27 protein-coding genes are annotated in these 23,866 nt (G+C 40.4%); 15 read left to right on the top strand and 12 right to left on the bottom strand.

Going from position 1 to position 23,866, the window contains the following annotated elements; all coding sequences use genetic code 11:
- Positions 1 to 8: 8 nt before the first annotated feature.
- The 3 genes from M2132_RS01520 (at position 9) to M2132_RS01510 (ending at position 1,904) form a co-directional block, all read left to right on the top strand.
- Positions 9 to 389 carry a TraR/DksA C4-type zinc finger protein gene (locus tag M2132_RS01520; RefSeq protein ID WP_280670616.1) on the top strand — a complete coding sequence of 127 codons (381 nt, stop codon included), beginning with the start codon at positions 9 to 11 and terminating at the stop codon, positions 387 to 389.
- Positions 390 to 495: 106 nt separating this feature from the next.
- Complete coding sequence (locus M2132_RS01515; protein ID WP_280670614.1) at positions 496 to 1,131, top strand: lipoprotein signal peptidase; 636 nt, start codon at positions 496 to 498, stop codon at positions 1,129 to 1,131.
- A gap of 11 nt (positions 1,132 to 1,142) precedes the next feature.
- Positions 1,143 to 1,904, top strand: coding sequence for a DUF4296 domain-containing protein (locus M2132_RS01510; RefSeq protein ID WP_280698179.1), 762 nt, complete (start codon positions 1,143 to 1,145; stop codon positions 1,902 to 1,904).
- Positions 1,905 to 1,954: 50 nt separating this feature from the next.
- Here the strand turns inward: M2132_RS01510 and M2132_RS01505 are convergent, their stop codons facing one another.
- The 7 genes from M2132_RS01505 to M2132_RS01475 form a co-directional block, all read right to left on the bottom strand.
- Complete coding sequence (locus tag M2132_RS01505; RefSeq protein WP_280670610.1) at positions 1,955 to 3,175, bottom strand: aminotransferase class V-fold PLP-dependent enzyme; 1,221 nt, start codon at positions 3,173 to 3,175, stop codon at positions 1,955 to 1,957.
- A 38-nt stretch (positions 3,176 to 3,213) separates the two neighbouring features.
- A complete protein-coding gene (sufD, locus tag M2132_RS01500) occupies positions 3,214 to 4,554 on the bottom strand; it encodes a Fe-S cluster assembly protein SufD (protein WP_280670608.1) in 1,341 nt (446 codons plus the stop codon).
- 44 nt (positions 4,555 to 4,598) lie between these two features.
- Positions 4,599 to 5,360 carry a Fe-S cluster assembly ATPase SufC gene (sufC, locus tag M2132_RS01495; RefSeq protein ID WP_280670606.1) on the bottom strand — a complete coding sequence of 254 codons (762 nt, stop codon included), beginning with the start codon at positions 5,358 to 5,360 and terminating at the stop codon, positions 4,599 to 4,601.
- Positions 5,361 to 5,471: 111 nt separating this feature from the next.
- Complete coding sequence (locus M2132_RS01490; RefSeq protein ID WP_280670604.1) at positions 5,472 to 6,248, bottom strand: exodeoxyribonuclease III; 777 nt, start codon at positions 6,246 to 6,248, stop codon at positions 5,472 to 5,474.
- Positions 6,245 to 7,045 (bottom strand): ABC transporter ATP-binding protein, encoded by an 801-nt coding sequence (locus tag M2132_RS01485; RefSeq protein ID WP_280670602.1) that lies wholly within the window; start codon positions 7,043 to 7,045, stop codon positions 6,245 to 6,247. Before M2132_RS01485 ends, M2132_RS01490 begins: the two co-directional genes overlap by 4 nt.
- Entirely contained in the window at positions 7,042 to 7,791 is a 750-nt protein-coding gene (locus M2132_RS01480; protein ID WP_280670600.1) for an ABC transporter permease, read from the bottom strand. Before M2132_RS01480 ends, M2132_RS01485 begins: the two co-directional genes overlap by 4 nt.
- A gap of 50 nt (positions 7,792 to 7,841) precedes the next feature.
- Positions 7,842 to 8,516 (bottom strand): EcsC family protein, encoded by a 675-nt coding sequence (locus tag M2132_RS01475; RefSeq protein ID WP_280670598.1) that lies wholly within the window; start codon positions 8,514 to 8,516, stop codon positions 7,842 to 7,844.
- Positions 8,517 to 9,023: 507 nt separating this feature from the next.
- Between M2132_RS01475 and M2132_RS01470 the strand changes: the two genes are divergently transcribed.
- The 7 genes from M2132_RS01470 to M2132_RS01440 all read left to right on the top strand — a co-directional run bounded on the left by M2132_RS01470 (position 9,024) and on the right by M2132_RS01440 (position 14,151).
- The gene (locus tag M2132_RS01470) at positions 9,024 to 9,335 is read left to right on the top strand and encodes a redoxin family protein (RefSeq protein WP_280698178.1); all 312 of its coding nucleotides are present in this window, start codon (positions 9,024 to 9,026) and stop codon (positions 9,333 to 9,335) included.
- 66 nt (positions 9,336 to 9,401) lie between these two features.
- Positions 9,402 to 10,274, top strand: a complete 873-nt coding sequence (locus M2132_RS01465; RefSeq protein ID WP_280670594.1) for an IS982 family transposase — start codon at positions 9,402 to 9,404, stop codon at positions 10,272 to 10,274.
- Positions 10,267 to 10,551, top strand: a complete 285-nt coding sequence (locus M2132_RS01460) for a hypothetical protein (protein ID WP_280670592.1) — start codon at positions 10,267 to 10,269, stop codon at positions 10,549 to 10,551. The genes M2132_RS01465 and M2132_RS01460 overlap by 8 nt, the downstream gene beginning before the upstream one ends.
- Positions 10,552 to 10,826: 275 nt before the next feature.
- The gene (locus M2132_RS01455; protein ID WP_280670590.1) at positions 10,827 to 10,994 is read left to right on the top strand and encodes a DUF362 domain-containing protein; all 168 of its coding nucleotides are present in this window, start codon (positions 10,827 to 10,829) and stop codon (positions 10,992 to 10,994) included.
- Positions 10,995 to 11,077: 83 nt separating this feature from the next.
- Entirely contained in the window at positions 11,078 to 11,791 is a 714-nt protein-coding gene (locus tag M2132_RS01450) for a tRNA1(Val) (adenine(37)-N6)-methyltransferase (protein ID WP_280670588.1), read from the top strand.
- Between the two features lie 148 nt (positions 11,792 to 11,939).
- Positions 11,940 to 12,656 carry a DsbA family protein gene (locus M2132_RS01445; protein ID WP_280670586.1) on the top strand — a complete coding sequence of 239 codons (717 nt, stop codon included), beginning with the start codon at positions 11,940 to 11,942 and terminating at the stop codon, positions 12,654 to 12,656.
- Positions 12,657 to 12,687: 31 nt separating this feature from the next.
- Complete coding sequence (locus M2132_RS01440; protein WP_280670584.1) at positions 12,688 to 14,151, top strand: hypothetical protein; 1,464 nt, start codon at positions 12,688 to 12,690, stop codon at positions 14,149 to 14,151.
- A gap of 21 nt (positions 14,152 to 14,172) precedes the next feature.
- Here the strand turns inward: M2132_RS01440 and M2132_RS01435 are convergent, their stop codons facing one another.
- Positions 14,173 to 14,796: a lipid-A-disaccharide synthase N-terminal domain-containing protein gene (locus M2132_RS01435; RefSeq protein WP_280670582.1), complete on the bottom strand. Its 624-nt coding sequence runs from the start codon at positions 14,794 to 14,796 to the stop codon at positions 14,173 to 14,175.
- Positions 14,786 to 15,541 (bottom strand): glycosyltransferase family 2 protein, encoded by a 756-nt coding sequence (locus M2132_RS01430; protein ID WP_280670580.1) that lies wholly within the window; start codon positions 15,539 to 15,541, stop codon positions 14,786 to 14,788. Before M2132_RS01430 ends, M2132_RS01435 begins: the two co-directional genes overlap by 11 nt.
- A gap of 279 nt (positions 15,542 to 15,820) precedes the next feature.
- Here M2132_RS01430 and M2132_RS01425 point away from each other — a divergent pair, with 279 nt between their 5' ends.
- The 4 genes from M2132_RS01425 to M2132_RS01410 all read left to right on the top strand — a co-directional run bounded on the left by M2132_RS01425 (position 15,821) and on the right by M2132_RS01410 (position 21,351).
- The gene (locus M2132_RS01425; protein ID WP_280670578.1) at positions 15,821 to 17,488 is read left to right on the top strand and encodes a glycosyltransferase family 39 protein; all 1,668 of its coding nucleotides are present in this window, start codon (positions 15,821 to 15,823) and stop codon (positions 17,486 to 17,488) included.
- Positions 17,485 to 18,072 carry a hypothetical protein gene (locus M2132_RS01420; RefSeq protein ID WP_280670576.1) on the top strand — a complete coding sequence of 196 codons (588 nt, stop codon included), beginning with the start codon at positions 17,485 to 17,487 and terminating at the stop codon, positions 18,070 to 18,072. Before M2132_RS01425 ends, M2132_RS01420 begins: the two co-directional genes overlap by 4 nt.
- A 39-nt stretch (positions 18,073 to 18,111) precedes the next feature.
- Positions 18,112 to 19,638, top strand: a complete 1,527-nt coding sequence (locus tag M2132_RS01415; RefSeq protein WP_280670574.1) for a DUF4301 family protein — start codon at positions 18,112 to 18,114, stop codon at positions 19,636 to 19,638.
- A 189-nt stretch (positions 19,639 to 19,827) separates the two neighbouring features.
- Positions 19,828 to 21,351, top strand: a complete 1,524-nt coding sequence (locus M2132_RS01410; RefSeq protein WP_280670572.1) for a peptide MFS transporter — start codon at positions 19,828 to 19,830, stop codon at positions 21,349 to 21,351.
- Between the two features lie 136 nt (positions 21,352 to 21,487).
- Here the strand turns inward: M2132_RS01410 and M2132_RS01405 are convergent, their stop codons facing one another.
- From M2132_RS01405 to M2132_RS01395, 3 genes are read right to left on the bottom strand one after another with little or no spacing between them, the layout of a single operon-like run.
- Positions 21,488 to 22,009, bottom strand: a complete 522-nt coding sequence (locus tag M2132_RS01405) for a DUF4269 domain-containing protein (RefSeq protein WP_280670570.1) — start codon at positions 22,007 to 22,009, stop codon at positions 21,488 to 21,490.
- Entirely contained in the window at positions 22,010 to 22,231 is a 222-nt protein-coding gene (locus tag M2132_RS01400) for a (4Fe-4S)-binding protein (protein WP_280670568.1), read from the bottom strand.
- Between the two features lie 34 nt (positions 22,232 to 22,265).
- The gene (locus tag M2132_RS01395) at positions 22,266 to 22,553 is read right to left on the bottom strand and encodes a GNAT family N-acetyltransferase (protein ID WP_280670566.1); all 288 of its coding nucleotides are present in this window, start codon (positions 22,551 to 22,553) and stop codon (positions 22,266 to 22,268) included.
- 215 nt (positions 22,554 to 22,768) lie between these two features.
- On the opposite strand from M2132_RS01395, the gene galE reads away from it, so the two are divergent.
- On the top strand, positions 22,769 to 23,803 hold the full coding sequence (gene galE / locus M2132_RS01390; protein ID WP_280670564.1) for a UDP-glucose 4-epimerase GalE: 1,035 nt from the start codon (positions 22,769 to 22,771) through the stop codon (positions 23,801 to 23,803).
- The last annotated feature ends 63 nt before the right edge of the window (positions 23,804 to 23,866 follow it).

Below are 23,866 nucleotides of genomic sequence, written 5' to 3'. Positions count from 1 at the left end.
AAAAGATTATGAGCGAGAAAACCAGATATACAGATGAGGAGTTGGACGAATTCCGCCAGTTGATTCTGGAAAAACTGGAAACAGCTAAATCGGAATACGAAGGCCTTAAGGCATCGATAACCAATTCGGATGGAAATGATGTAACAGACACGTCTCCAACATTTAAGGTGCTGGAAGAAGGGGCATCGACCTTGTCGAAAGAAGAAGCCGGACGTTTGGCTCAACGCCAGATGAAATTCATCCAGAACTTGCAAGCTGCTCTGATACGCATCGAAAACAAAACTTATGGAATTTGCCGCGAAACCGGAAAGCTTATTCCCAAAGAACGTTTGCGTGCTGTGCCTCATGCCACATTAAGCATCGAAGCCAAAAATAGCGGCGTGAAATAAGTATTTTTATAAATAACGAATATACATTCATGAGGGAGAAGTAGTATTTTTGTCTGCTTCTTCTTCTGATTGTTTATGTATAAATGATAGTAAAAGTTTACTGATAATGAAAAAAATACCTCGATGGCTGATTGCCGTTTTTGTTGTTTTGGTGGTAATTGTTGCCGACCAAGTGATAAAGATATGGGTGAAAACGAATATGTCGCTCTACGAATCGATCGAGATAACCAGCTGGTTCAAGATATATTTTGTGGAGAACAACGGAATGGCGTTTGGTATAGAGGTTATAGGTAAGCTTTTTCTTACAGTGTTTCGGATTATAGCAATCGGTTTTATAGCTTATTACCTATGTAAACTGATTAAGGAAAAATATAACTATGGCTACATTGCTTGTATAGCTCTTATATTGGCTGGGGCTTTCGGAAACATAATAGATTGTGTGTTTTATGGGGAAATATTCTCGGCCAGTTATCCGGGGCATGTAGCCGACTTTGTACCTATTGGCGAAGGCTATTCGGAATGGTTGCACGGCAAGGTTGTAGATATGTTTTATTTTCCGCTGATTGAAGGAACATTTCCTTCGTGGGTTCCGGTGTGGGGTGGGGAGGAGTTTGTATTTTTCCGCCCGATATTTAACTTAGCCGATTCGGCAATTACGGTTGGCCTTTTTATCTTGCTGTTGTTTTATCGCAAAACTATGTCGGCTTCTTTTCATAAAGAAGAAAAAGTGAGTGAAAATTAAATCCCTTGTATATGATACGTATGGATAGTAAGAAAAGAAGCTTGTATGTTGTTCTGTTGGTGGTATGCTGTATGCTTTTTGCAACATCTTGCCGCAAGGAGGCAAAAATACTCTCGCAAGAGGAAATGGTTTCGGTACTATCTGATATTCAAATAGCCCGTGTGATTTACTTGAGCGATCCCGATTATAGAAGCCCGGAGGCAAGGAAAGCTTTGATGGATGGGGTGCTGGCAAAGCATAAGATAACGCAGGTAGACTTAGATTCTTCCCTTATGTGGTATTCGGATCATGTTGACGTTTATCTGAAAGTTAACGATTCGGTGGTAGTAAAACTTAATCGGATTAAAGCGGAAGTAGCCCCATCAACTCCTGTGTTCGCAAAATTAAGAACACCGGATGACATACTTCCCGAAAAATATTACATAACCAAGTACACACCTACTTTGTCGTTCACGGCCGATTCTGCCCATTCTGTTCAGTACTCTGACTTTGATTTGAAATTTAAGGTACAAGGAATAGGTGAAAATACGGCAGTTCGTTTTCAGGCTCGTATCGAATATCCCGACACGGTAGTTATCCAAGAACAAAAGATAACGGAAAATAAGGAGTATAAAATTCTGATACCAAGACTCAAGGACAAAAAAGTCTGCCAAATTTCGGGATATATACACGCAAACGCGTCGCACCTTAGCGGCGACAAAAGAATTTACCTGTACGATATAAAGCTAAAGAAAAACGATTTACAGGGAATAAACCACGATAACAAAGAGTAAGAGGAGTAGGAAGATATTCCTTTTCTCTCTCTGTCTTTTTCTGTTCTCCTTTAAGCAAACATTGTTACAATACGTTTTATGCCTGCCACCAAGCTGTCTATTTCTTCTTTTGTGTTGTAGAACGAAAAACTTGCTCTTACCGTACCTTCTATACCGAACCGCTCCATCAGAGGTTGGGCGCAGTGGTGGCCTGTACGCACGGCTATTCCCATTTTGTCGAGCAACATTCCCATATCGTAATGATGTATATCACCTACGAGAAAAGATATTGCGCTGCACTTCTCTTTGGCTGTTCCGTATATTCTCAGCCCATCTATTTCCAGTAACCGATCGGTTGCATATTGCAACAGGGAGTCTTCGTACTGGCCGATATTATCGAGCCCTATGGAAAGAACATAGTCGAGCGCTGTACCGAAAGCAATGATATCGGCATAGTTGGGCGTTCCGGCTTCGAATTTGAAAGGCAATTCATTGAAAGTTGTTCCTTTAAAGGATACTTGGCTAATCATTTCGCCACCGCCTTGGTAGGGAGGCATTTGGTTCAGAAATTCTTCTTTCCCGTACAGAATGCCCACGCCCGTGGGCCCGTATATTTTGTGAGCCGAAAAAACAAGGAAATCACAATCCAGTTCCTGAACATCTATCGGTATGTGTTGAACAGACTGTGCGGCATCAATCACCACCGGAATATTATGTTTGTGAGCTATCTCTATGATTTTCTTTATGGGGTTAATAACGCCCATCACGTTCGATACGTGGGTTATCGAAATCAGTTTGGTTTTTTCTGAAATAAGTTTTTCAAATTCATCAACAAGCAGTTCGCCCTTGTCATTGATAGGGGTAACCTTCAGTTCTATTCCGCTGATATCTTTTTGCAGTTGCCAAGGTACAATATTGGCATGATGCTCCATTGTGGACACAATAACTTCGTCGCCTTGCTTGCAATATGCTTGGCAGAAACTTGATGCTATAAGATTGAACGACTCGGTAGTACCTCTGGTAAATACAATTTCGTGGCTGTGTTTCGCATTGATAAACGCCCTTACTTTTTCGCGAACGGCCTCGGCCTGTTCCGTTGCTTCTTGACTGAGGTGATGCACACCGCGATGTACATTGGCATTAATAGTTCGGTAAACTTCACTGACCTTGTCTATTACGCATACGGGTTTTTGCGTGGTAGCTCCGTTATCGAGATAAACGAGAGATTTCCCGTACACGGTTTGCGATAGGATAGGGAAGTCGGCCCGTATTTTTTGTACATCAAGTTGCATAATAAGTTTGTTTTAAAGGAATCCTTCTGTGTGTTAGGTTATTTGCAAATGGAACAGTTTCCACAACGGGCGGTTTCGCCTTTGAACCGTTTTTCAACAAGGTCTTGCAACCTGTCTTTAAGCACATCCAAGCGGATAAGTTTAAGCACATCGGCCGTAAATGCCTGCATAAGCATCAGCCGGGCAGTATCTTTGCCGATACCCCGGGCTCTCATATAGAGAAGAGCCTCCTCGTCGAGCTGTCCAGTTGTTAGTCCGTGCGAACATTTAACATCGTCGGCATAGATTTCCAGTTGGGGTTTTGAATACATGCGCGAGTCAGGAGTTGTACACAGATTATTATTAGTTTGATAGGCCTGTGTTTTCTGGGCGTCTTTTTCTACGAGAATACGACCGCAGAAGGCGCCTAAAGCGCTGTCTTGCAAAACGTATTTGAACAATTGCGTGCTCTGACAGTTAGGCTTGGCATGGTCTAAGAACGCGAAGTTATCCACATGCTGTTTTTTTCCGGCTATAATCATTCCCGCCACGGTAGTTTCGGCATGTTCTCCATCGAGTTTAACGTGGTAGTTGTTGCGGGTGAAACCACAATTCAGAGTAAGATTGTTGCTCAGTACATTCGACCCCTCGGACTGATGTATAAATGTTGCAGCCAAACGTGTTACATTGTCGGAGTTTTCTTCCAACTCATAAAAATCGACATGCGAATTTTCTCCGGCAAAAATCTCGGTGACCTGTGTTACCAAGAAGTTAGCCGAATCGACCGCATGGTCGCAAACCAAAAGTTTTACTTGCGAGTTTTTACCGGCAATCAACATTATGCGGCGGTTTACCAGAAAGTTGACCGAGCTTTTCAGTATATTGACCAATTGAAGAGGCTGCTCCAAAACGGTATTGTCGGGGATATAAACCACAAAACCATCTTGTACAAACATTGTATTGAATGCGTTTACCCCGTTCTTATCCCACTCCATGGCATTGCCATAGTATTTGGAAAACACATCGGGATGTTGTTCCGCAAAGTCTTTCAAACCTCCCACAAAAACACCTTCGGGATAGTAGACCTCAGGTAGATGTTTGCCTTGAAAAGAATCGTTCAGTACAAAATACAGATTGGTCGACATCTCCGGTACGTTGCATCCGAACGATTTGTACGGGTTTATCTTATATTCAATCCTTTGCAGGTTTAATCCATAATCGGGAGCAAATTTGCCGGCTATATCCGAATGCAGAAAATCCTCCATTTGTTTTGTCGGGAAACCGAGTTCTCTGAAAGCATCGAAAGCCCTGTCCCGTAACTTATTGATACCTTCGGCCGAGTTCGAGTCTATCATCGTCCGGCACTTGGTAAATAAGTCGATATATTGTTGTTCTATCATTCTGTTTAAATGAAATTTAGATTGACATAGTGGGGGATACGAGATTAATCTTGAAACTCTTTGATAATCCAGTCGTACCCTTTTTCCTCAAGTTCGAGAGCCAATTCCGGGCCTGCGCTTTTTACTATGCGTCCTTTGTAGAGCACATGCACAAAGTCGGGCTTGATGTATTCCAACAAGCGTTGGTAGTGCGTAATCACGATGGTTGCGTTTTCGGCGCTGCGAAGCTTGTTTACGCCCGAAGCAACGATGCGCAAGGCATCTATATCCAAACCCGAATCGGTTTCGTCCAGAATAGCCAATTTGGGGTTAAGCATTGCCATTTGGAATATTTCGTTGCGTTTTTTCTCTCCGCCCGAAAAGCCTTCGTTTACCGATCGTCCGGCAAGGTCACTATCGAGTTCCACCAACTGACGTTTTTCTTTCATCAGTTTCAGAAAGTCGGAAGCCGAAACCGGTTCTTCGCCCCTGTATTTACGGGTTTCGTTCACGGCCGTACGCATAAAATTAACCATGCTGACGCCCGGTATTTCGACAGGATACTGAAAGCTGAGGAAGAGTCCTTCGCCGGCTCTTTCTTCGGGAGCAAGTTCGAGCAAGTCTTTTCCTTCGAATAGAACTTCACCCTCGGTTACTTCAAAATTAGGATTACCTACCAATACCGAAGCCAGAGTGCTTTTCCCTGCTCCGTTAGGGCCCATAATAGCATGAACTTCGCCTTTGTTGACTGTAAGATTCAATCCCCTTAATATTTCTTTGCCGTCTATGTCGGCATGTAAATTGTTTATATTTAATAGATTGGCCATTATATGATTAAATGTTTTTATTTCGGGTTACTATATAAACAACAAAAATACTCAAAAGTTGCATCACTGCAAGGCTATTGAGTATCTATAAAATCTATTTAAGCTTATATCTTATCGGTTTTCTATTTCAACAACAACAGGGCAATGATCGGAGTGCATAGCTTCGGGCAATATTGCGGCACCGCGGAGTTTGGGTTTAACGGCTTCCGATATCAGGTGATAGTCGATGCGCCAGCCTAAGTTTTTGCCTCTTGCTCCTGCGCGGTAGCTCCACCAGCTGTATTTTTCGGGGCTTTGGTCGTATTCGCGGAAGGTATCGACCATCCCTGTTGCAATAAAACGGTCGAACCATTCTCTTTCTTCGGGCAAGAAACCCGAATCTTTGGTATGCCGTTCAGGGTGATTTATGTCTATTGGCTTGTGGCAGATGTTATAATCGCCGCAGATAAGCACTTCTTTACGTTCCTTACGGAGTTCGAGAATGAAGTTTGTGAAGTCTTCCAGAAATTGCATCTTGAAATCCTGCCGTACATCGCCCATCGTGCCCGAAGGTATATAAACGCAAATAACGGTCAGCTCTCCGAAATCCGCACGCAGAACACGCCCTTCGCGGTCGTATATATCCATATCCATGCCTACTTTCACGAAATCGGGCTCGCGCTTAGATATTATTCCCACGCCGCTGTAACCTTTCTTTTCGGCCGGATGGAAATAACAATACTGATAACCCAAAGCTTGCAACGAAATGACGTCAATCTGATCTTCGTGAGCCTTTAACTCCTGAAAACAGACTACATCGGCATCGGTTTGCTCTTCTTGAAGCCATGTCAATAAACCTTTGTTTATTGCGGCACGGATACCGTTCACGTTGTACGATATTATTTTCATATCTGGTTGGTTGTCGGTTTTTGATGTTGTGCGGTTGCTTCTTTCATTTCGGCCTGTTTCACTTTTTTGAAAAGGTCGGAAGCGAAAACAAAACGGTTCAGAGCTTCGTTTGTAGACGACATGATGTCTTTGCTCGTTCCTGTCCACTCCAAAGAACCTTCTTTTATGAAAAGGATTTTTTCCCCGATATTCATAACGGAGTTCATGTCGTGGGTATTGATTACGGTTGTAATATTATACTCTTTGGTGATGTCGTGAATAAGATCATCAATAACGAGCGATGTTTGAGGGTCGAGTCCCGAGTTAGGCTCGTCGCAAAATAAGTACTTAGGATTCAATGCAATGGCACGCGCAATGGCGGCGCGCTTCATCATCCCTCCGCTTATTTCCGAGGGGTAAAGATGCCCTGCGTCCTTCAGGTTCACACGTTCAAGGCAGAATTCGGCACGTTTTATTTTATCTTCTTTCGATATTTTTGAAAACATTTCGAGGGGGAAATACACGTTTTCGAACACGGTTTTTGCATCGAACAAGGCCGATCCCTGAAATATCATCCCCATCTCCTGACGCAGCGATTTAAGTTCTTCGCCCGCCATTTTGGTTAAATCCCGATTATCGTAAAGTATCTCACCATTTGTGGGGCGTATCAGACCGACAAGGTTTTTCAGCAGAACGGTTTTACCCGAACCGCTTTGCCCTATTATCAGATTGGTTTTTCCTTCTTCGAAAGTTGCGCTTATCCCTTTCAGAACCTCCCTTTCGTCGAACGATTTTCGTAAGTCTTTAACTTCAATCATCCCATCATCAATTGTGTAATTACTAAGTCGGATGCCAGAATAAGAATACTGCTCATCACCACCGAATTTGTGCTTGCTTTACCCACATCGAGCGAACCTCCCCGTGCATAATAGCCATAGTATGAGGCTACTGTTGCTACAATATATGCAAAGAAAATAGATTTTATTATTGCATACCAAACATAAAACGGTTTGAAGAACGACTGAAAACCAAATTCCAAGTCTGCAACAGGCATAATGTGCCCTATCCCTGCAACTACAAATCCACCCACAACGCCTGCAAATATGCTGAACGTTACCAATACGGGGGTAAATACCATTAAGGCAAGGGTTTTGGGCAGTATCAGGTAGTTGGCCGAGTTTACACCCATAATCTCCAAAGCATCAATCTGTTCGGTGATGCGGATTGTGCCTATCTCGGATGCAATATTAGAACCAACCTTTCCGGCCAAGATAAGGAACATGATAGACGATGAAAATTCGAGCAAAATAATTTCCCTCGAAACGTAACCTACCGTCCATCGTGGCATAATGGGGTTGTCTATATTTAGTTTAATCTGGACTACTATAACAGCCCCGATAAAGAAGGATATCAGAATAACAATGCCAATGGAGCCAACGCCAAGTTTATTTATTTCCTGAACAAATTGCCTGAAAAATACACTCCATTTCTGAGGTTTTGTAAAAACCTTCGACATAAGGAGTACGTATTGTCCCAGTTTTTCGAAAAAAGTGGATAAAAACATAATTTATCAGTTACCTTAAAAATATACCTTGCGGCGAAGTGCAAAGATAATTATTTTTCGGGTAAAATATCAGCCTCCGGGTCTTCTATATTTTTAAAGTTGTTGTCGATAAATATTTTTTTTGCCGCCATACCCACTGCTTTTGTCGAAATAGCGTCGTACGACCCGCTTATCAGCCCGCCCACCACAGGTATTATCTTTCCGGCATTGGCAATGCCTTTAACGCCCAATTTTGACAAGGCTTTCTGTCCGGCTTTTTGATTGATGGCCGAAACCGTTTGCACCGAGGCTTTTTGTATTGCGTGTGTCAGGGCTTTTTCGCCGGCACGGATGCTTACTTCTTTCAACAGCTCTTTGGCGCTATTGCCTGCCATGCAAATGTAAGTAAGGGTTTTTACTTTGTCGTCCCTTATGTCGTGTCCGCCCATGTATGCGATGGCAGCAATCATCCTTATCTGTATATAGATAACGCTTGCCACATTGGCCGGAATAGTGAAGGGGATGGTAACAAACCCTCCGAAACCTGAAAGGAAACCGCTGGTTGCCGATTTTGCGGTTTGCCATTTTATGAGCGAGTTAACTTTCTGGTCGATAGTTCCTTTTCCTTTCAGATAGCTTTCCGCCAGAATGTAAGCGGAGTCTGCCCCTCCAAAACCATTCAAAGCTTTGGTGTATATCCAATCCAAAAACTGCTTGGTTATGCCTGTATGCTTTTTATCTGACATTTTTTTGATATATTTTTGATAAATTCAATTACATAATGTTATTTTTAATGCTGATTTATTTGTGTTTTAAATAAATATTATATAATATTGTGATTAATATGTAATCTTACAATTATAAACTACAATATACTCATTTTCTATGGAAAACTAAGCCTTATCATGAAGCAAAAAATAAAAATTTACTTAATTATCATATTTAGTTTTGCATTAGTTTTCCTTATTATTGTCCCTTTGCGGGGGTGGGGGCTTAGCATTTTAGGATTAAATGGACGTATGCAATCATCACTTTTAGGTGTTATTCTTTACTATTTCCTTATGATGTGGATTACCTCAAAATATAGAGAAAAAACATCTCCGAAATCGGTCTTGATTTGTGCACTAATCGGGATGTCTATATTGCCTTTGCCAGTTCATGTTATTGATTTTACACCAACACTGGGAACTCTTTTTGAATATATAATACACTTATTAATTGTGATAGCTGCTTATTTTTGTTATAAATTAGAATTGAAAAGTAAGATTATAGTATCTATATTTATTCTTGTCTGTGGCTTTTGGCTTTCTACCACAGGAAATAAATTGTGGCAGAACAAATTAAATTATGGTTCATTTACGGGCGCATTAGAAGCAAAGGTAGTATCTGTTGCCCCCGAATTTACGGGCGAAGATGGACAGAGCGTGTTCCTGTCGGCTTTTAAGGGTAAATACTTGGTGTTGGATTGTTGGTACACCCATTGCGGGTATTGCTACCAAGATATGCCCCATGTACAAAAGCTGTACGAAAAATATAAAGACAACCCGTGGTGCATTAATATATAAATAAAAAGAAGTTGTTCATTCTCAGTTAAATGATTATATTTAAAAGACTTGCAATCAATTAAATATATGAACAACTTCACTCGAAATTACGAAAAAATATTAGAAACCTTACAACATATTGGAGGTAAAATGAATTTTCTGAATCAAAAACGTAAGCCTAAATTATCAGATATTGAGTTGATTGCTATTGACTTGACGTCAGAGTTTTTAGGTATTGATTCTGAGAGAGATTTGTTTAGGAAGCTGCCTATTGACTTATTATCCAAAGTTGAGCGTAGTGTTTATAATCGGAGAAAACGAGGTTTATTTTACCATCGGGAAGCCTTGCGCAAAGAATTGGCTCGCAGTATCAGTAGGCAAGATTACTTTATTGTTGACAGTATGCCATTAGAAGTATGCAAATTGAGTCGCTGCACTCGCAGTCAGATTTGCAAAGAAGAATATGAAACTGCACCAGATAAGGGTTATTGTGCTTCTCAAGGAAATAATTATTATGGTTACAAACTTCATGCAGTCTGCACTGTTGATGGTGTATTTACTGATTTTGATTTGACACAGGCATCCATACACGATATTCATTATCTCAAAAACATTAAATCAATGTATAAAGATTGTACGATTTTAGGAGATAAAGGATATCTAAGTATTGATTATCAAAGGGATTTGTTCTCATCTAATCAAATAAGGCTTGAAGTTCCAATGCGTAGGAATCAAAAAGATTATAAGCCACAAGCTTATATCTTTCGAAAATCAAGAAAACGCATTGAAACCTTGTTTTCCCAACTGTGCGACCAATTTATGATTCGTAGAAATTATGCCAAATCCTTTGATGGGTTTAAAAACAGAATCTTATCTAAGATTATGGCTCTGACGGTCATACAACTCATAAACAAATTAAATAACAAGAATATTAACAACTTAAAAACCGTAATTGCTTAAATGCACCACGGGTAAAGACAATCCTCAAGTACAGGTGTTCGCCTTACATAGCCGAATTGAGAAGGAAAAAGAAACATATGCCACAGGAGCGGAGATATTGAAAAAAGAAAATCTTTATTTGCCTTCTTTGTCTATTAACATAGAAGACACCATATTAAGGAAAGAACTCAAGGTAAAGAAATACCCCATGGTTTTGATTTTTGATAAGGAAAGCCGTTTGATTTTTAGAGGAGGTATAGAAATGGCCAGTAAGTATTTAGAGAAATTGGTAGATTAAGTAGAAAAAATCTCGCAAAGCAGTTTTTGCTTCTCTAAGTAGGCTTGGAAGGTGTTTTTTACTTTAGAAACATTCAAAATTAGAATTCCGTACCATTCTTTTGTTATATGTTATAAATACAGTATGTCAGCATATTAGTATCTGGAGTATAGATAAATGTTATCAATAGATATATATAATCTAATAGATAATATTTGTTTGCGAGTAAAAATCGGTTTATATTTGTGCTATCAAAGTTAAAGAAAAGTTAGTATTAATTTATAAAACTATTAGTCATGGCTTATGTAATTAGTGAAGATTGCATCGCTTGCGGTACATGTATTGATGAGTGCCCAGTAGGTGCGATTTCTGAAGGAGAAATCTATAAAATTGATCCAGATGCATGTACAGACTGCGGTACATGTGCAGATGTTTGCCCAACAGAAGCAATACATCCTGCATAATTTGAGAGTCTATAAGGATTTACAGACCGTTTTGTTTACGCAGGACGGTCTTTTTGTTTGTTTAAAATATCAGTAAAAATACTATGCCTAATCCTTATTTTGAGTTTAAGCGGTTCACAATCCGTCACGACAAATGTGCCATGAAGGTAGGTACCGACGGGGTTTTGCTCGGGGCATGGGCCGATGCTTCCGGCTGTCAAACTATTCTTGATGTGGGCACAGGTTCGGGACTGATTGCCATTATGTTGGCGCAACGTTATGACGAGTCGGCAAGGATTACAGCCATAGATATAGACCCTGATGCTATTTTGCAGACAAACGAAAACGTGCGGGAATCACCTTTCACCAACATCGTCTGCAAAGAGATATCCTTGCAAGAGCTTGCTGTGGAATGCAGGGATACGTACGATCATATAGTTTCCAATCCTCCTTATTTTGCGTCGTCGCTCAAATCGCCCAGTGAGAAACGTACACTGGCTCGCCACACCGATACACTTCCGGTAGAAGATTTGATACGGTATTCAGAATATCTTTTATCGGACAAAGGACGGTTGTCGTTCATATATCCGTATCAGGAAAAATATTTTTTGTTGGAACTTGCCGAAAAATACGGTTTATATCCTACCCGCCTGACGGAAGTATTACCCACTCCGGCGTCCGAACCCAAACGCGTATTAATGGAACTGTCGCGGATGCCACAGCCTTCCGTTTGCAATCAGCTTGTTATTGAAGTCTCACGGCATGTTTACTCTGAGGAGTTTGCTGAGTTGGCAAAAGACTTCTATCTGAAGTTGTAAAAAAGTGTTTATTTTCACCCTGTCGGCCTAAAGTTTATCTTTTTTCGTGTTAAACGAAATAACTTTCCTCAATATCCGTTTGTTGTATATAGTGATTAATAGTATATATAATTGAACTTAAAAATCACAGAATCTGGTTATGAACAAGATGAAAATTGAAATTTGGTCAGACATCGCCTGTCCGTATTGTTATATAGGGAAACGTAAATTAGACCGTGCTTTAACAAAATTTCCGCATGCCGACGAGGTAGAGCTTGTGTGGCATAGCTACGAACTGAATCCTAAGCTTCCTAAACAAAACATGGGGTTGACGTACGCTCAGTATTTCAGTATGCAGAATGACTGCTCGCTCGACGATGCTAACGACCATTTGAGCGGAATAGTAAAGTTGGCCAAAGATACAGGTTTGGCCTACAATTTTGACAATCTGATTGTAACAAACACTTCCGATAGTTTGCGCTTGGTAAAACTCGCCAAGAAATATAACTTTGCAACAGAAACCGAAGAAGCCCTGTTCAAAGCATACTTCGTAGACGGAGAATGTATAAGCGACAGAAAAGTGCTCGTGCGATTGGGTGTGGAAATAGGCATCCCAAAAGAGGAGATAGAAAATATGCTCGATAGCGACTTATTCAAAAACGACTTAGAGGCGGATATCCGTTACAGCGAAGACGTACTGAATTTGCAATTTATTCCGTTTTATGTGTTTAACAATAAAGAGATAATACAAGGCATCATATCGGAAGACGAATATCTTGAGGTGCTGAACAAATCGTACGCCGAATGGAAAGCCAGTGGCGTTGCCGAAACCCCGGGCGATATTATCAGTGGCCAAGCATGTTCCATCGATGGGAAATGCAGTTAAAATAAAAGCGAATAACATTTTAAAATAAATCATGAAAAATATCCGGTTCTTTATCTTATTTCTGATACTACCCATTTTTTTTATTGCGTGTAAGGACGACAGTAGTGAATTTTCGTCCAGTCCGGGATTGAGCCTGACTTTCTCGAAGGATACGGTTCGGTTCGACACTATTTTCTCTACTTTTGGGTCTGCCACAACAAGATTGAAAATATATAATTGCAATAAAAATGCAATCTGTATTGACGAAGTAGAACTAATGGGAGCCGGACAAACAGGTTTCCGAATAAACGTAGATGGTGTTCCCGGCGATAAGATAAAGAATGTGGAAGTATATGGCAAAGACAGTGCTTTTGTTTTTATCGAAATAACTGTCGATCCTATCAATTCTAATACACCACTGCTTATAGAAGATTCTATACGCTTCAGTTACAACGGAAAGAGCCAGTACGTACGCTTAGAGGCCATAGGGCAAGATGCCATTGTGTGGAATAAAAAGATTATTGAGCAGGATACCACCATCACATCCACAAAACCGTTCCTCGTACTGGATACCCTGCTGATAAAAGAAGGTGCAACCCTTAATATTGAAGGTGGAACAAAGCTGCATTTCCATAGTGGCGCAATGATGCATGTACAGGGACGTATCAATGCGAAAGGAACACGCCAGAATCCTGTACAGATGCGGGGCGACAGGTACGACTATATACTGACAAACACTCCTTATAATAATATACCAGGACAGTGGGGAGGCATAACGTTCGATTCGTTGAGTTTCGACAACTATTTCGAATCGGTAAAAATAAGGGGAATGGAAAAAGGCATAGAATTCAGACGTTCTGACCCTGCAAAGGAGAAAGCCACATTCCTGAACTGCGAAATACACAACAGCACGGGCGATTTGGTTTCGGCTGTCGATTGTAATATCACTGTAAAAAACTCTTTGCTGTCTAACGCCGGGAAAGCCGTGGCACGCCTCATAGGTGGCAACTATACATTTGTTCATTGCACATTGGCTAACTATATGACGTGGTGGGGAATGATACACGAAAAAGCACTCGTTTTGGGTAACTATATTTATGACGACGATGGCAATCAGATTGCTATTCCTTTACAGAAGTGCGACTTTATAAATAGTATTATTTCCGGCTCCAGTTCCTCGGAAGTTACTTTGGCAAATACTAAAAACAGCGATAACCCTTTTGCCCATTATTTCAGCAATTGTCTGATAAAGGCAAGCGGGAAGGATGATGAAAATTTTGTGAACACGGTTTGGTATAAAAATTCTAAAACAGACCCCAAATTTGTTTACCTGAATGCCGATAGAGACTATTATTACGACTTCCACCTCGATTCGGAATCGGCTGCTATAAACAAGGCTGAAAGTTCGTTTACGGTTTTTTATTCGTTACAGAACGACCTTGACGGGGTTTCTCGCCTTGCGGACAATGATCCCGACATAGGCTGTTACGAATGGGTGAAAAAAGAGGAAGAGTAGGGAGGAGTGGTTTTCTTCTTTCTACTTCTTGTTCGATTTTATAGCTAAGCGTAAGTTGCGCGAATAAGCTATAAATCCGGCGGCCTGCCCGATGATAAGTACTGGATCTTGGCGAAAGAGTCCGTAAGATATTGTTATCAGTGAGCCAATAAGGCTGATAATCCAGAATTGCATTGGTAACAACGATTCGGAACGCGAGCGTGAATACCACCACTGGTAAATAAACCTGAATGTAAACAACACCTGCCCTGCCGAACCAAAAATAAGCAAACCTATGGGCATACTGCGAAATAGGCGGTCAACGCTAGCATCGCCATGTGCTATAACGTAAATAAGAGCTACAACGGGTGTTAGTTGTATCGCACGGCGGAGCACTACGGGTATTTCTTTCCAATGGTTTTTGCTGTTGATATTCCAAATGTAGATATAGTAAGAGAATATTTGCCCCAGAATAATAGCAAAGTCGCCCCGCAGCCAACCATAAATAGAAAACATAAAAGAGGCCAAAAGGCTTACCTGCCAATATATGGTGGGCGATACCACCTTTTTTTCTTTTTCGGACAAAGCCCATTGTATAAGCACCCTGACAGAGAACAAACCCTGAGCTACGAATCCCAAAACAAAATACCAAGGGTTATCCAACATTTGTATCCTTATTCGGTGTAATATTATCGGCCGCTATGGTATAGTTTATATAGCGTTTTTTCATCCAACGGTAAGCAAAACAATCCATAAATGGGCCTGTAAGCCTGTTCCATAAGTGAAATTTAGATTGCCCTGCCATGCGTTCAAAATGCCTTACAGGCAACTGTTTCACCCTCCCGTTTTGCAGTTGTATCAGCGCAGGCAAAAAACGGTGCATACCCGTAAAGAAAGGGATGCGTTTGGCATAATCGGTACGGATAACCTTGAGAGGGCAGCCGGTGTCTTCCACTCCGTCCTTTGTCATCATACGACGAAATCCGTTAGCAATCTTAGACGACAGGTTCTTCACAAAACTATCTTTCCTTCCCGAACGAATGCCCAGCACAAGTTCGTAGTCCTTGCGGTGAGGGAGCAAAAGTTCAAAATCTTGGGGTGTGGTCTGCAAATCGGCATCAATATAGCCCACGTAAGGCGATTGTGCAACGTCTATCCCTGCCTTTATGGCAGCGCTAAGCCCCCTGTTCTGAGCAAAACTGATATAGTAAAAACTTTTGTTACGTGCGCAAACATCTTCTATAAGCCTTTGGCTGTCATCTTTCGATCCATCATTAACAAACAATGCGCATGCTTTTACAGATGCCGTTTTAAGGTAGTCTGCCAGTTCTTTTTCCAGACGAAGCATATTGTCTTCTTCGTTATATATCGGAACGATAATGCAGAATTCGTATAATTCGGTTTTATTCATCGTTGACTCAAGTTTTCCCCATGAAACTGCGGCAAAGGTATCAATTTTTTAGGACAAAAGGTTAATTTTTTTTTAAAACACATCCCTCCAACGCCTGTCGCTGTCTTATTTCACTATATTTGTATTGTTAACTTTGTGATTATAAAAGGTTGTTATAATCTGTTTGTGCAAAACCTTATACCCCCTGTAAACACAAAGTTGTGTAAACATAATTATGGAAGCAAAAAGTAAACTATCTGTCAATAAAAATTTTTAGCTAAGACAACAAAATTACAACCAATGAAGATAACGAGACTTACTGTTGGCCAACAGCATTATTTGATAATATTGATTGTCAGTTTTTTTGCTTTTTTCGTTAATAACCATATTATTCCTGCCGATTTGATGGAATCGCGCAATCTTGCCACAGCGCAAGAAATGGTTCATTCGAGCGACTTCCTTATCCCCCGCATGAATGGCGAACTACGTCTCGAAAAACCGCCGTTACCCACATGGGTAGCCGCCGTTATAGAAACCGCTATCCCCGAAAATATTGTTGCGCAACGTTGTGCGGCAGGCATAATGGCTACGGTGATGGCCTTCTTCTTGTATTTGTTGGTTGTTAGGCTTACAAAAAACAGAAGCATAGGACTTATTTCAGCGCTTATATTGGCTTCGTGTTTCAATATTATTCTGATGGGGCGTACTGCCACATGGGATATTTATTGCCATAGCTTTATGTTGGGTGCTATTTATTTTATGGTGGCAGGGTTTCAGGAAAAGGGCGCGCAATACGGACGTTTTTTACTGGCCGGATTATTTATGGGGCTTTCTTTTTTAGGAAAAGGCCCTGTGTCATTTTTCGCCCTACTATTACCCTTTCTGATTGCATACATCGCAATTTACCGCCCCAACGTCCGTGGAAAGATAGGCGCATTGGTGCTTATGGTTCTTGTTTGCCTTATCATTGCCTTTTGGTGGCCTTTGTATATCATGGCATTTCATAAAGAGTTTGCTGTATCGGTTGCGCAAAAAGAATCCACGTCGTGGATTAACCGCAATGTACGCCCTTGGTACTATTATTGGCAATTCCCGGCCGAAGCCGGAATCTGGGCTTTGTTCTGGATTACATCGCTCATGTTCTTCTATTGGAAAAATAAGTTTGCCGACCGGAAAGCGTATATTTTCTCTATTGTATGGACATTCTCGGCAATCGTATTGCTGTCTTGCTTCCCCGAAAAGAAAACGCGCTACCTTTTGCCTATACTCATTCCGGGTGCTATAAATACGGCATTCTATATCCATTATTGTATAGAAGGATTGAAAAGCAAAGGCGAGAGGATGGTTTTCCGCATCAATGCTTCCGTTATTGGCATCATACTGCTGGCTATACCTGTTGCGCTGTTTATCATGTTTATGCAAAAAGATATGATTTCAATTCCGCTCTATGTTACGATAACTGTTTTGAGTTTGGCTCTGTCGGCTTTTATTTTCATTTCAGCTTATACGAAAGACAATAACAGCGGCAAAAAAGTTTTTACGGGGATTATCCTTACCATGATCATGGTAGAAGCTTTTTGTCTGATTCCTATCGGCAAAACCTTCATCAATGACGATCGCCACAGCATACGCATGCTCCGGACAGACAAACGGGTAGAAGGCCTGCCTTTCTTCTACAACGAGCAAGAGGGCGAAATAAGGATGGAACTCGTTTTCGAGTCGGACAAAATAATCCGTCCACTCAACCCGAGCAAAGAACAAGGTGTATATAGCAATCTGCCGTTTGTTTTTTTGAGTGGTGCATCAATAGACAGTATCTTTGCCGGCAAAAACGTAGTCATAGAACATATTGATACTTTCGATAACAACTGGCAAAAAAAAACGAGCCGTAAACACAAAAAAGAATTGGTGCGGCAAGTAGCCATAATAAAACCGATTATAAATCAAAAAGATACCATACAACAATGAAATCGACTGTGTTAGAAAACCTCGAAAAAGACAATAAGTTCAAACGGCTGTTTGTGCCACGTTCTTATATTCTGAAAAATCTGGCAATGGTTGCTCCTGCCTGCCTTCTGTTCCTTGGCCTGTTTGGAGTGATATACCTCCAGAATATTAATCAATTGGTTTCGTGGTATGCAATACCCTACATTGTTATATTTGCCGTCGGAACCGTTTGGCTGAAAGCCGTGAGGCAGCACATCACCCGTACGGCAATAAATAAGGAAGGGGCTTTCCTTGTATGCTGGGCTGCTCCTGTTGAAGTAAAAGATAAGAAACAATATTTTATTTTTTCGACGGGTAGTCGCCGTCACGACAGGTATTACATAGAAAACTTGCGTAAAGAATCGGGGTCGGAAAAATGCATGGAGAAGGCATCGTCCGTAAAACACGGAAAGGCTATACCCATAGAAAATGACATTTATATATCGGCTCTGAAAGCCACCGACCTGAAACGGAAAAATCCACGTAAAGACGATTCGGAAAGCTTTCCGGTGTTATATGTTGACGATAAACATATCTATTGTGTGCAAGGAAGGTATTTAAACTAAAAAAAATCATTATCTTTCGCTAAAAATTCAAAAAATGATATGTTTACAGAGCAAGATGTAAATTTCCTTAACAAAAAAGGAATAAGTCTCGAAGAGATTGAGAGGCAAATTGAGAACTTCAAAACAGGATTTCCTTTTCTCAAACTGCATAGTGCCGCTGCGGTAGGGAATGGTATTAAAACCGTATCACCTCAGGAGGAATCGTCATTTCTGAACGAATGGAACAATTATTGTGCCTCCAACAAAACCATCATCAAATTTGTACCCGCTTCGGGGGCGGCCAGCCGCATGTTCAAAAACCTGTTCGAGTTTTTGGATGCATCATACGATGTGCCTACAAGCGATTTTGAAAAAAAATTTTTCGACAATATCGAGAAATTTGCTTTCTATCAGGATTTGGATGCTGCTTGTTTGCGGAACGACTATAAGAGTATTAAAGAATTGCTTGCCAACGGAAATTATAAACACGTTGTTGCGAATCTGCTAAGCACAAAAGGTCTGAATTACGGAAACCTGCCCAAAGGTTTACTCAAATTTCACAGATATGCCAACGGATATTCGTGTACACCCGTAGAAGAACACCTTAAAGAAGGTGCTATCTATGCCAAGAATAGCCAAGGAATGGTGAACATACATTTCACTGTATCGCCCGAACATAATTTGCTTTTCAACCAACTGATTGACGACAAAAAACCGGTTCTCGAAAACGAACTGTCTACGCATTTTGAGGTTAACTTTAGCGAACAAAAGCCCAAAACCGATACAATAGCCGTTGATATGAACAACGAACCGTTCAGAGAAGAAAACGGCGAACTAGTTTTCCGTCCGGGAGGCCATGGTGCATTGATCGAAAATCTGAATGATTTAAGTGCCGATATCATATTCATTAAGAATATAGATAACGTAGTGCCCGACAGGCTCAAACAAAACGAAGCCAAGTATAAGAAAATCTTGGCAGGGGTGTTGGTCGAAGTTCAACAAAAAGCATTTGAGTGCCTTAAGTTGATTGATTCGGGCAAATATACCCACGATGAATTGATAGAGATTCTTGAGTTTGTACAACAAACCCTAAACATAAAAAATCCAGAGGCAAAATTGCTGGAAGATGTAGAATTAGTCCTATATCTGAAAAAGAAATTAGACCGTCCGTTCCGTGTTTGTGGCATGGTGAAAAACGTAGGCGAACCGGGAGGAGGCCCTTTCTTTGCTCAAAACCCTGATGGAACCATATCACTCCAGATTTTGGAAAGTTCACAAATAGACATGAATGATGATGTTTCTCGCGAAATGTTTGAAAAAGGAACCCATTTCAACCCCGTAGACCTTGTTTGCGGAGTGAAAGATTATCGGGGACATAAATTAAATCTGCTTAACTATGTAGATAAGAACACAGGATTTATATCCATAAAATCGAAAGGCGGAAAAGAACTGAAAGCCCTTGAACTTCCCGGTTTGTGGAATGGAGCAATGTCCGACTGGAATACCATCTTTGTAGAAGTGCCTATCGAAACATTCAATCCGGTGAAAACTGTGAACGATTTGTTGCGAGATCAACACCAAGCATAGCAACACTATCTTTTCGGTTTTTATGTTTCTAAAAACATTTATTTGAAATAATCCGGATTTAAACAGTTGGTTAGTTTTTATTACCTTTGCCAGCCGCTGGGTGTTTAAAATAAGTTTATAAAGAACAAAAAGTATTGAAAAAAGAAATTAATAATTATTATTCATATAACCCTTAAACAATTACATTTTATGTTTAAAAATCATCCTAAAGGTCTATTAGCCGCCTCTCTATCGAATATGGGAGAACGTTTTGGCTTCTACATCATGATGGCCATACTCCTGTTATTCCTGAACTTTAAATTCGACTTTTCCGGATCGACCGGGTCTATAATCTACTCGGTTTTCTATGCAGCTATCTATTTGCTTGCCCTTGCCGGAGGGGTTATAGCCGACAAAACAAAGAAGTATAAGAAAACTATTTTGATTGGATTGGTACTAATGACTGCCGGGTATGTTATATTGGCCATACCTACCAAAACTCCGGTTGAAAACATGTCACTTATTCTGACTGTTACTTGTATAGGGCTTTTTGCCATTGCTTTCGGTAACGGTTTGTTTAAAGGTAACCTGCAAGCGGTAGTAGGACAGTTGTACGACGATCCTAAATATGCAGATAAGCGTGAAACCGGATTCCAGATATTCTACATGTTCATTAATATCGGAGCAATGTTTGCCCCTCTTATGGCTGTTGGTCTTAGAAACTGGTGGGTACAAAGCAATGGTTATCAGTTCAATGCCGACCTTCCTAAACTATGTAACCAATATCTTAGCGGAACAATTACTCCCGAAGCTTCGGCTCGTTTTACAGAACTGGCAAAAGAGGTTGGTAATACCTCGCCCGACTTGGCTACATTCGCCAACAACTACCTTGATGTGTTTGTTACCGGATATCACTATTCTTTTGGTATAGCGATTGTAGCAATGGTTATTTCGCTTGTTATATACATCATAAATCAAAAAGGACTTCCTGATCCAGCAGCGAAAAAACTTGATGGTGCACAAGCTGCCAATGTTGTTGAGATGAGCAAAGACGAAGTTAAACAACGTCTTTATGCGCTATTTGCAGTTTATGCGGTAGTTATATTTTTCTGGTTCTCGTTCCATCAAAATGGACAAACACTAACGCTTTTTGCTAATGACTATACAAAGCTCGTAAAGCTTGATTTAGGTTTTACAACCCTTCAAGGTGCTGAGATTTTCCAAACATTCAACCCATTCTTTGTTGTATTCCTTACTCCTGTGGTTATAGGTTTCTTTGGCTGGATGAAAGCCCGAGGAATTGAAATGTCGACGCCCAAGAAGATTGCTGTTGGTATGGGTATTGCCGCTGTTGCTTTTGCCGTGATGGCTTTTGGTTCGTTTGGACTTCCTTCGGACGCGGAAAGACTTGCAATGGGTGGTCTTGATGAAACACAACGTGTTACTCCATTCCTTCTTATCGGAACTTATTTGATATTGACGGTTGCCGAATTGTTTATCAGTCCGTTAGGTATTGCTTTTGTATCGAAAGTTGCACCTCCTCAATACCAAGGTATTATGCAAGGTTGTTGGCTTGGAGCTACTGCCTTAGGTAACCAAATATTGTTTATCGGTGTAATTCTTTATCAAAGTATTCCTGTTTGGGCTACTTGGTGTGTATTTGTTGTGGCTTGCTGTATATCAATGTTTACAATGTTGTTTATGTTGAAATGGTTAGAGCGAATCACCAAATAAACAAACTCAGAATATAATACGTAATACGATAAAATAAATGAAGAAGATATCTCAATAGGGGTATCTTCTTCTCTTTTTTATATCCTTGTCGGATAAGGTTCCGAGTTGGCATCTGCGCTTTCAAACAATTCTGTTTTTATACTTCATAAGATAAGAGTTCTTCATAAGGGTTGCCTTTAAGGCCAAGTAACCGACCGAAAGCAGGTTCTGTTTTCAGTCCCTGTTGTTTCAGTTCTATGATTTGTTTTCTGAACATTTCGCCCCGTTCGGATAATATCCGATATTCGATTATCATGTGGCGGTAGGCATATTGTTGTTTGGTTGGAATGTTTTGTCCAAAAATTTCAATTTCAAAACCTTCGGTAAAAAAATTAGCAACTACCGATATATCGTCTGTTTCCTGAAATCTGATTTTAAAGTCTTTTTCGTTTTTGAAACAGGTCGTGATTTTATTTGCGAAATCTTGTTTATCAATATAATAACATATCACATCAAGGTCGCTGTCTTCAATATCTATACCTATGGGTATTGTTCCCACAAGTATAGGATCATAAGCCTGTAGCTTATCCATTATCCCAAGCTGTTTCAACACACTGTAAGCACGTTGCTGACGGATACTGCCCCTTTTAAGATATTCTATATTATTGAATTTCTCCACTTATTTCTCCTTATTCATTCTATAACTTAATGCACCTGATGGGCACTGTGTTACTTGATCTATCAACTGTTGGGTTGTTGCGTTTTCAGGTTTTACCCAAGGCTTTTCTTTGGGATTATAAACTTTAGGGAGCATTTTTACGCAAATACCTGAATGTTGACATAAATCCGGACGCCAAATGATGGTAAGTTCACCGTTGGTGTATTCAATTTTCTTTTCCATATCTTTGCTTTTTAAAATTGTTTTATTGAGAGCTTTACATTCTTATAACAATGCGCCTCCATTCAGGATGTTTTCTTATATATCCTGCCACAAAAGGGCAAAGAGGCACCAGACGTAGGCCTTTTTTCTCTATATCCGTAAGAGTTTTTTCTACTAATTGGCTACCTATACCTTGACCTTCTAAAACAATCGGGACTTCGGTATGTGTCAGGTATATTTCTCCTTTTTGTGTTTTTATATATTCTATTTTGGCCAGATATTCTCCCACATGAAATTCATATTGATTACCTGCAATATTGTCTATTAGTTCATAATTCTCCATTTCTATAAAATTTATAGTTGTATATTATTTTTACAATAAACATGCGAATTGTAAGTTTTGTTTATTGAACGAAGTGAAAGAATTGACTTTTATGAAGTCATCTTTTCATTTATATTATAGAGGGTTCTTTATTTTTGACACAAATAAAATTAATATAAGTCTATATTATTTGTACTTTCGTACTTTTGAAATATAGAATCAATACAATTCTGATTATGAAAAGGAAAATTCTTGTAACAGGTGGAACCGGATATATCGGATCGCACACAACGGTAGAACTGCAAAATGCGGGTTATGAAGTGGTTATCATCGACAATTTGTCGAATTCTACCATCGACTCTATCGACGGTATTGAACGCATAACAGGTATCAGGCCGCACTTTGAGCAGCTTGACTGTAACGACATTGAAGGATTGAAAAACCTACTTGCCAGACACAGCGACATTACCGGAATCATCCATTTTGCAGCCAGTAAAGCGGTTGGCGAATCGGTGCAGAAACCTATCTTGTATTACCGCAACAATCTGAATTCACTCATAAATTTGCTTGAATTGATGCCCGAATACAATGTTAAAGGCATCGTGTTTTCGTCTTCTTGCACAGTGTATGGAGAGCCCGATATGAACCCGATTGACGAGTCGGCTCCTATCAAACCGGCAACGTCTCCCTACGGAAACACAAAACAGATAAACGAAGAAATCATTCACGATGTGATTCGTTCGGGTGCTCCAATCAAGAGTATCATTCTTCGCTACTTCAATCCAATAGGAGCGCACCCAACAGCCGAAATTGGCGAACTTCCAAACGGAGTGCCACAAAATTTAATACCTTTCATCACTCAAACGGCTATCGGTGTACGCGAATGTTTAAGTGTGTTTGGCGATGATTATAATACTCCTGATGGGTCGTGCATCCGTGATTTTATAAACGTGGTAGACCTTGCCCGTGCCCATGTGGTTGCTATGGACAGGATGTTGGAAAATAAATCGGACGATAAGGTCGAAACATTCAATATCGGTACAGGCAACGGTGTTTCGGTTTTGGAACTTATCAATGGGTTTGAACGTGTAAACGGGCTAAAGCTGAATTATAAGATTGTAGGACGCAGGGAAGGAGATATCGAAAAAATATGGGCCGAACCAACCAAGGCTAACAATGTGTTAGGATGGAAAGCCGTTGAAACATTGGACGATACACTTCTTTCTGCTTGGAAATGGCAATTGAAGCTGAGAGAAAAAAGAATTATGTAATTCAATAACCGCTCTGTTAAGCAGGGTGGGGTGTTTTATGTTTCTGAAGAATCTTATTATATG

This window comes from Dysgonomonas sp. PH5-45, assembly GCF_029893235.1.
In the GTDB taxonomy this organism is placed as follows: domain Bacteria; phylum Bacteroidota; class Bacteroidia; order Bacteroidales; family Dysgonomonadaceae; genus UBA1309.
The sequence above is the reverse complement of the archived record's forward strand: the minus strand, read 5'-3'. Positions and strand labels throughout refer to the sequence as shown.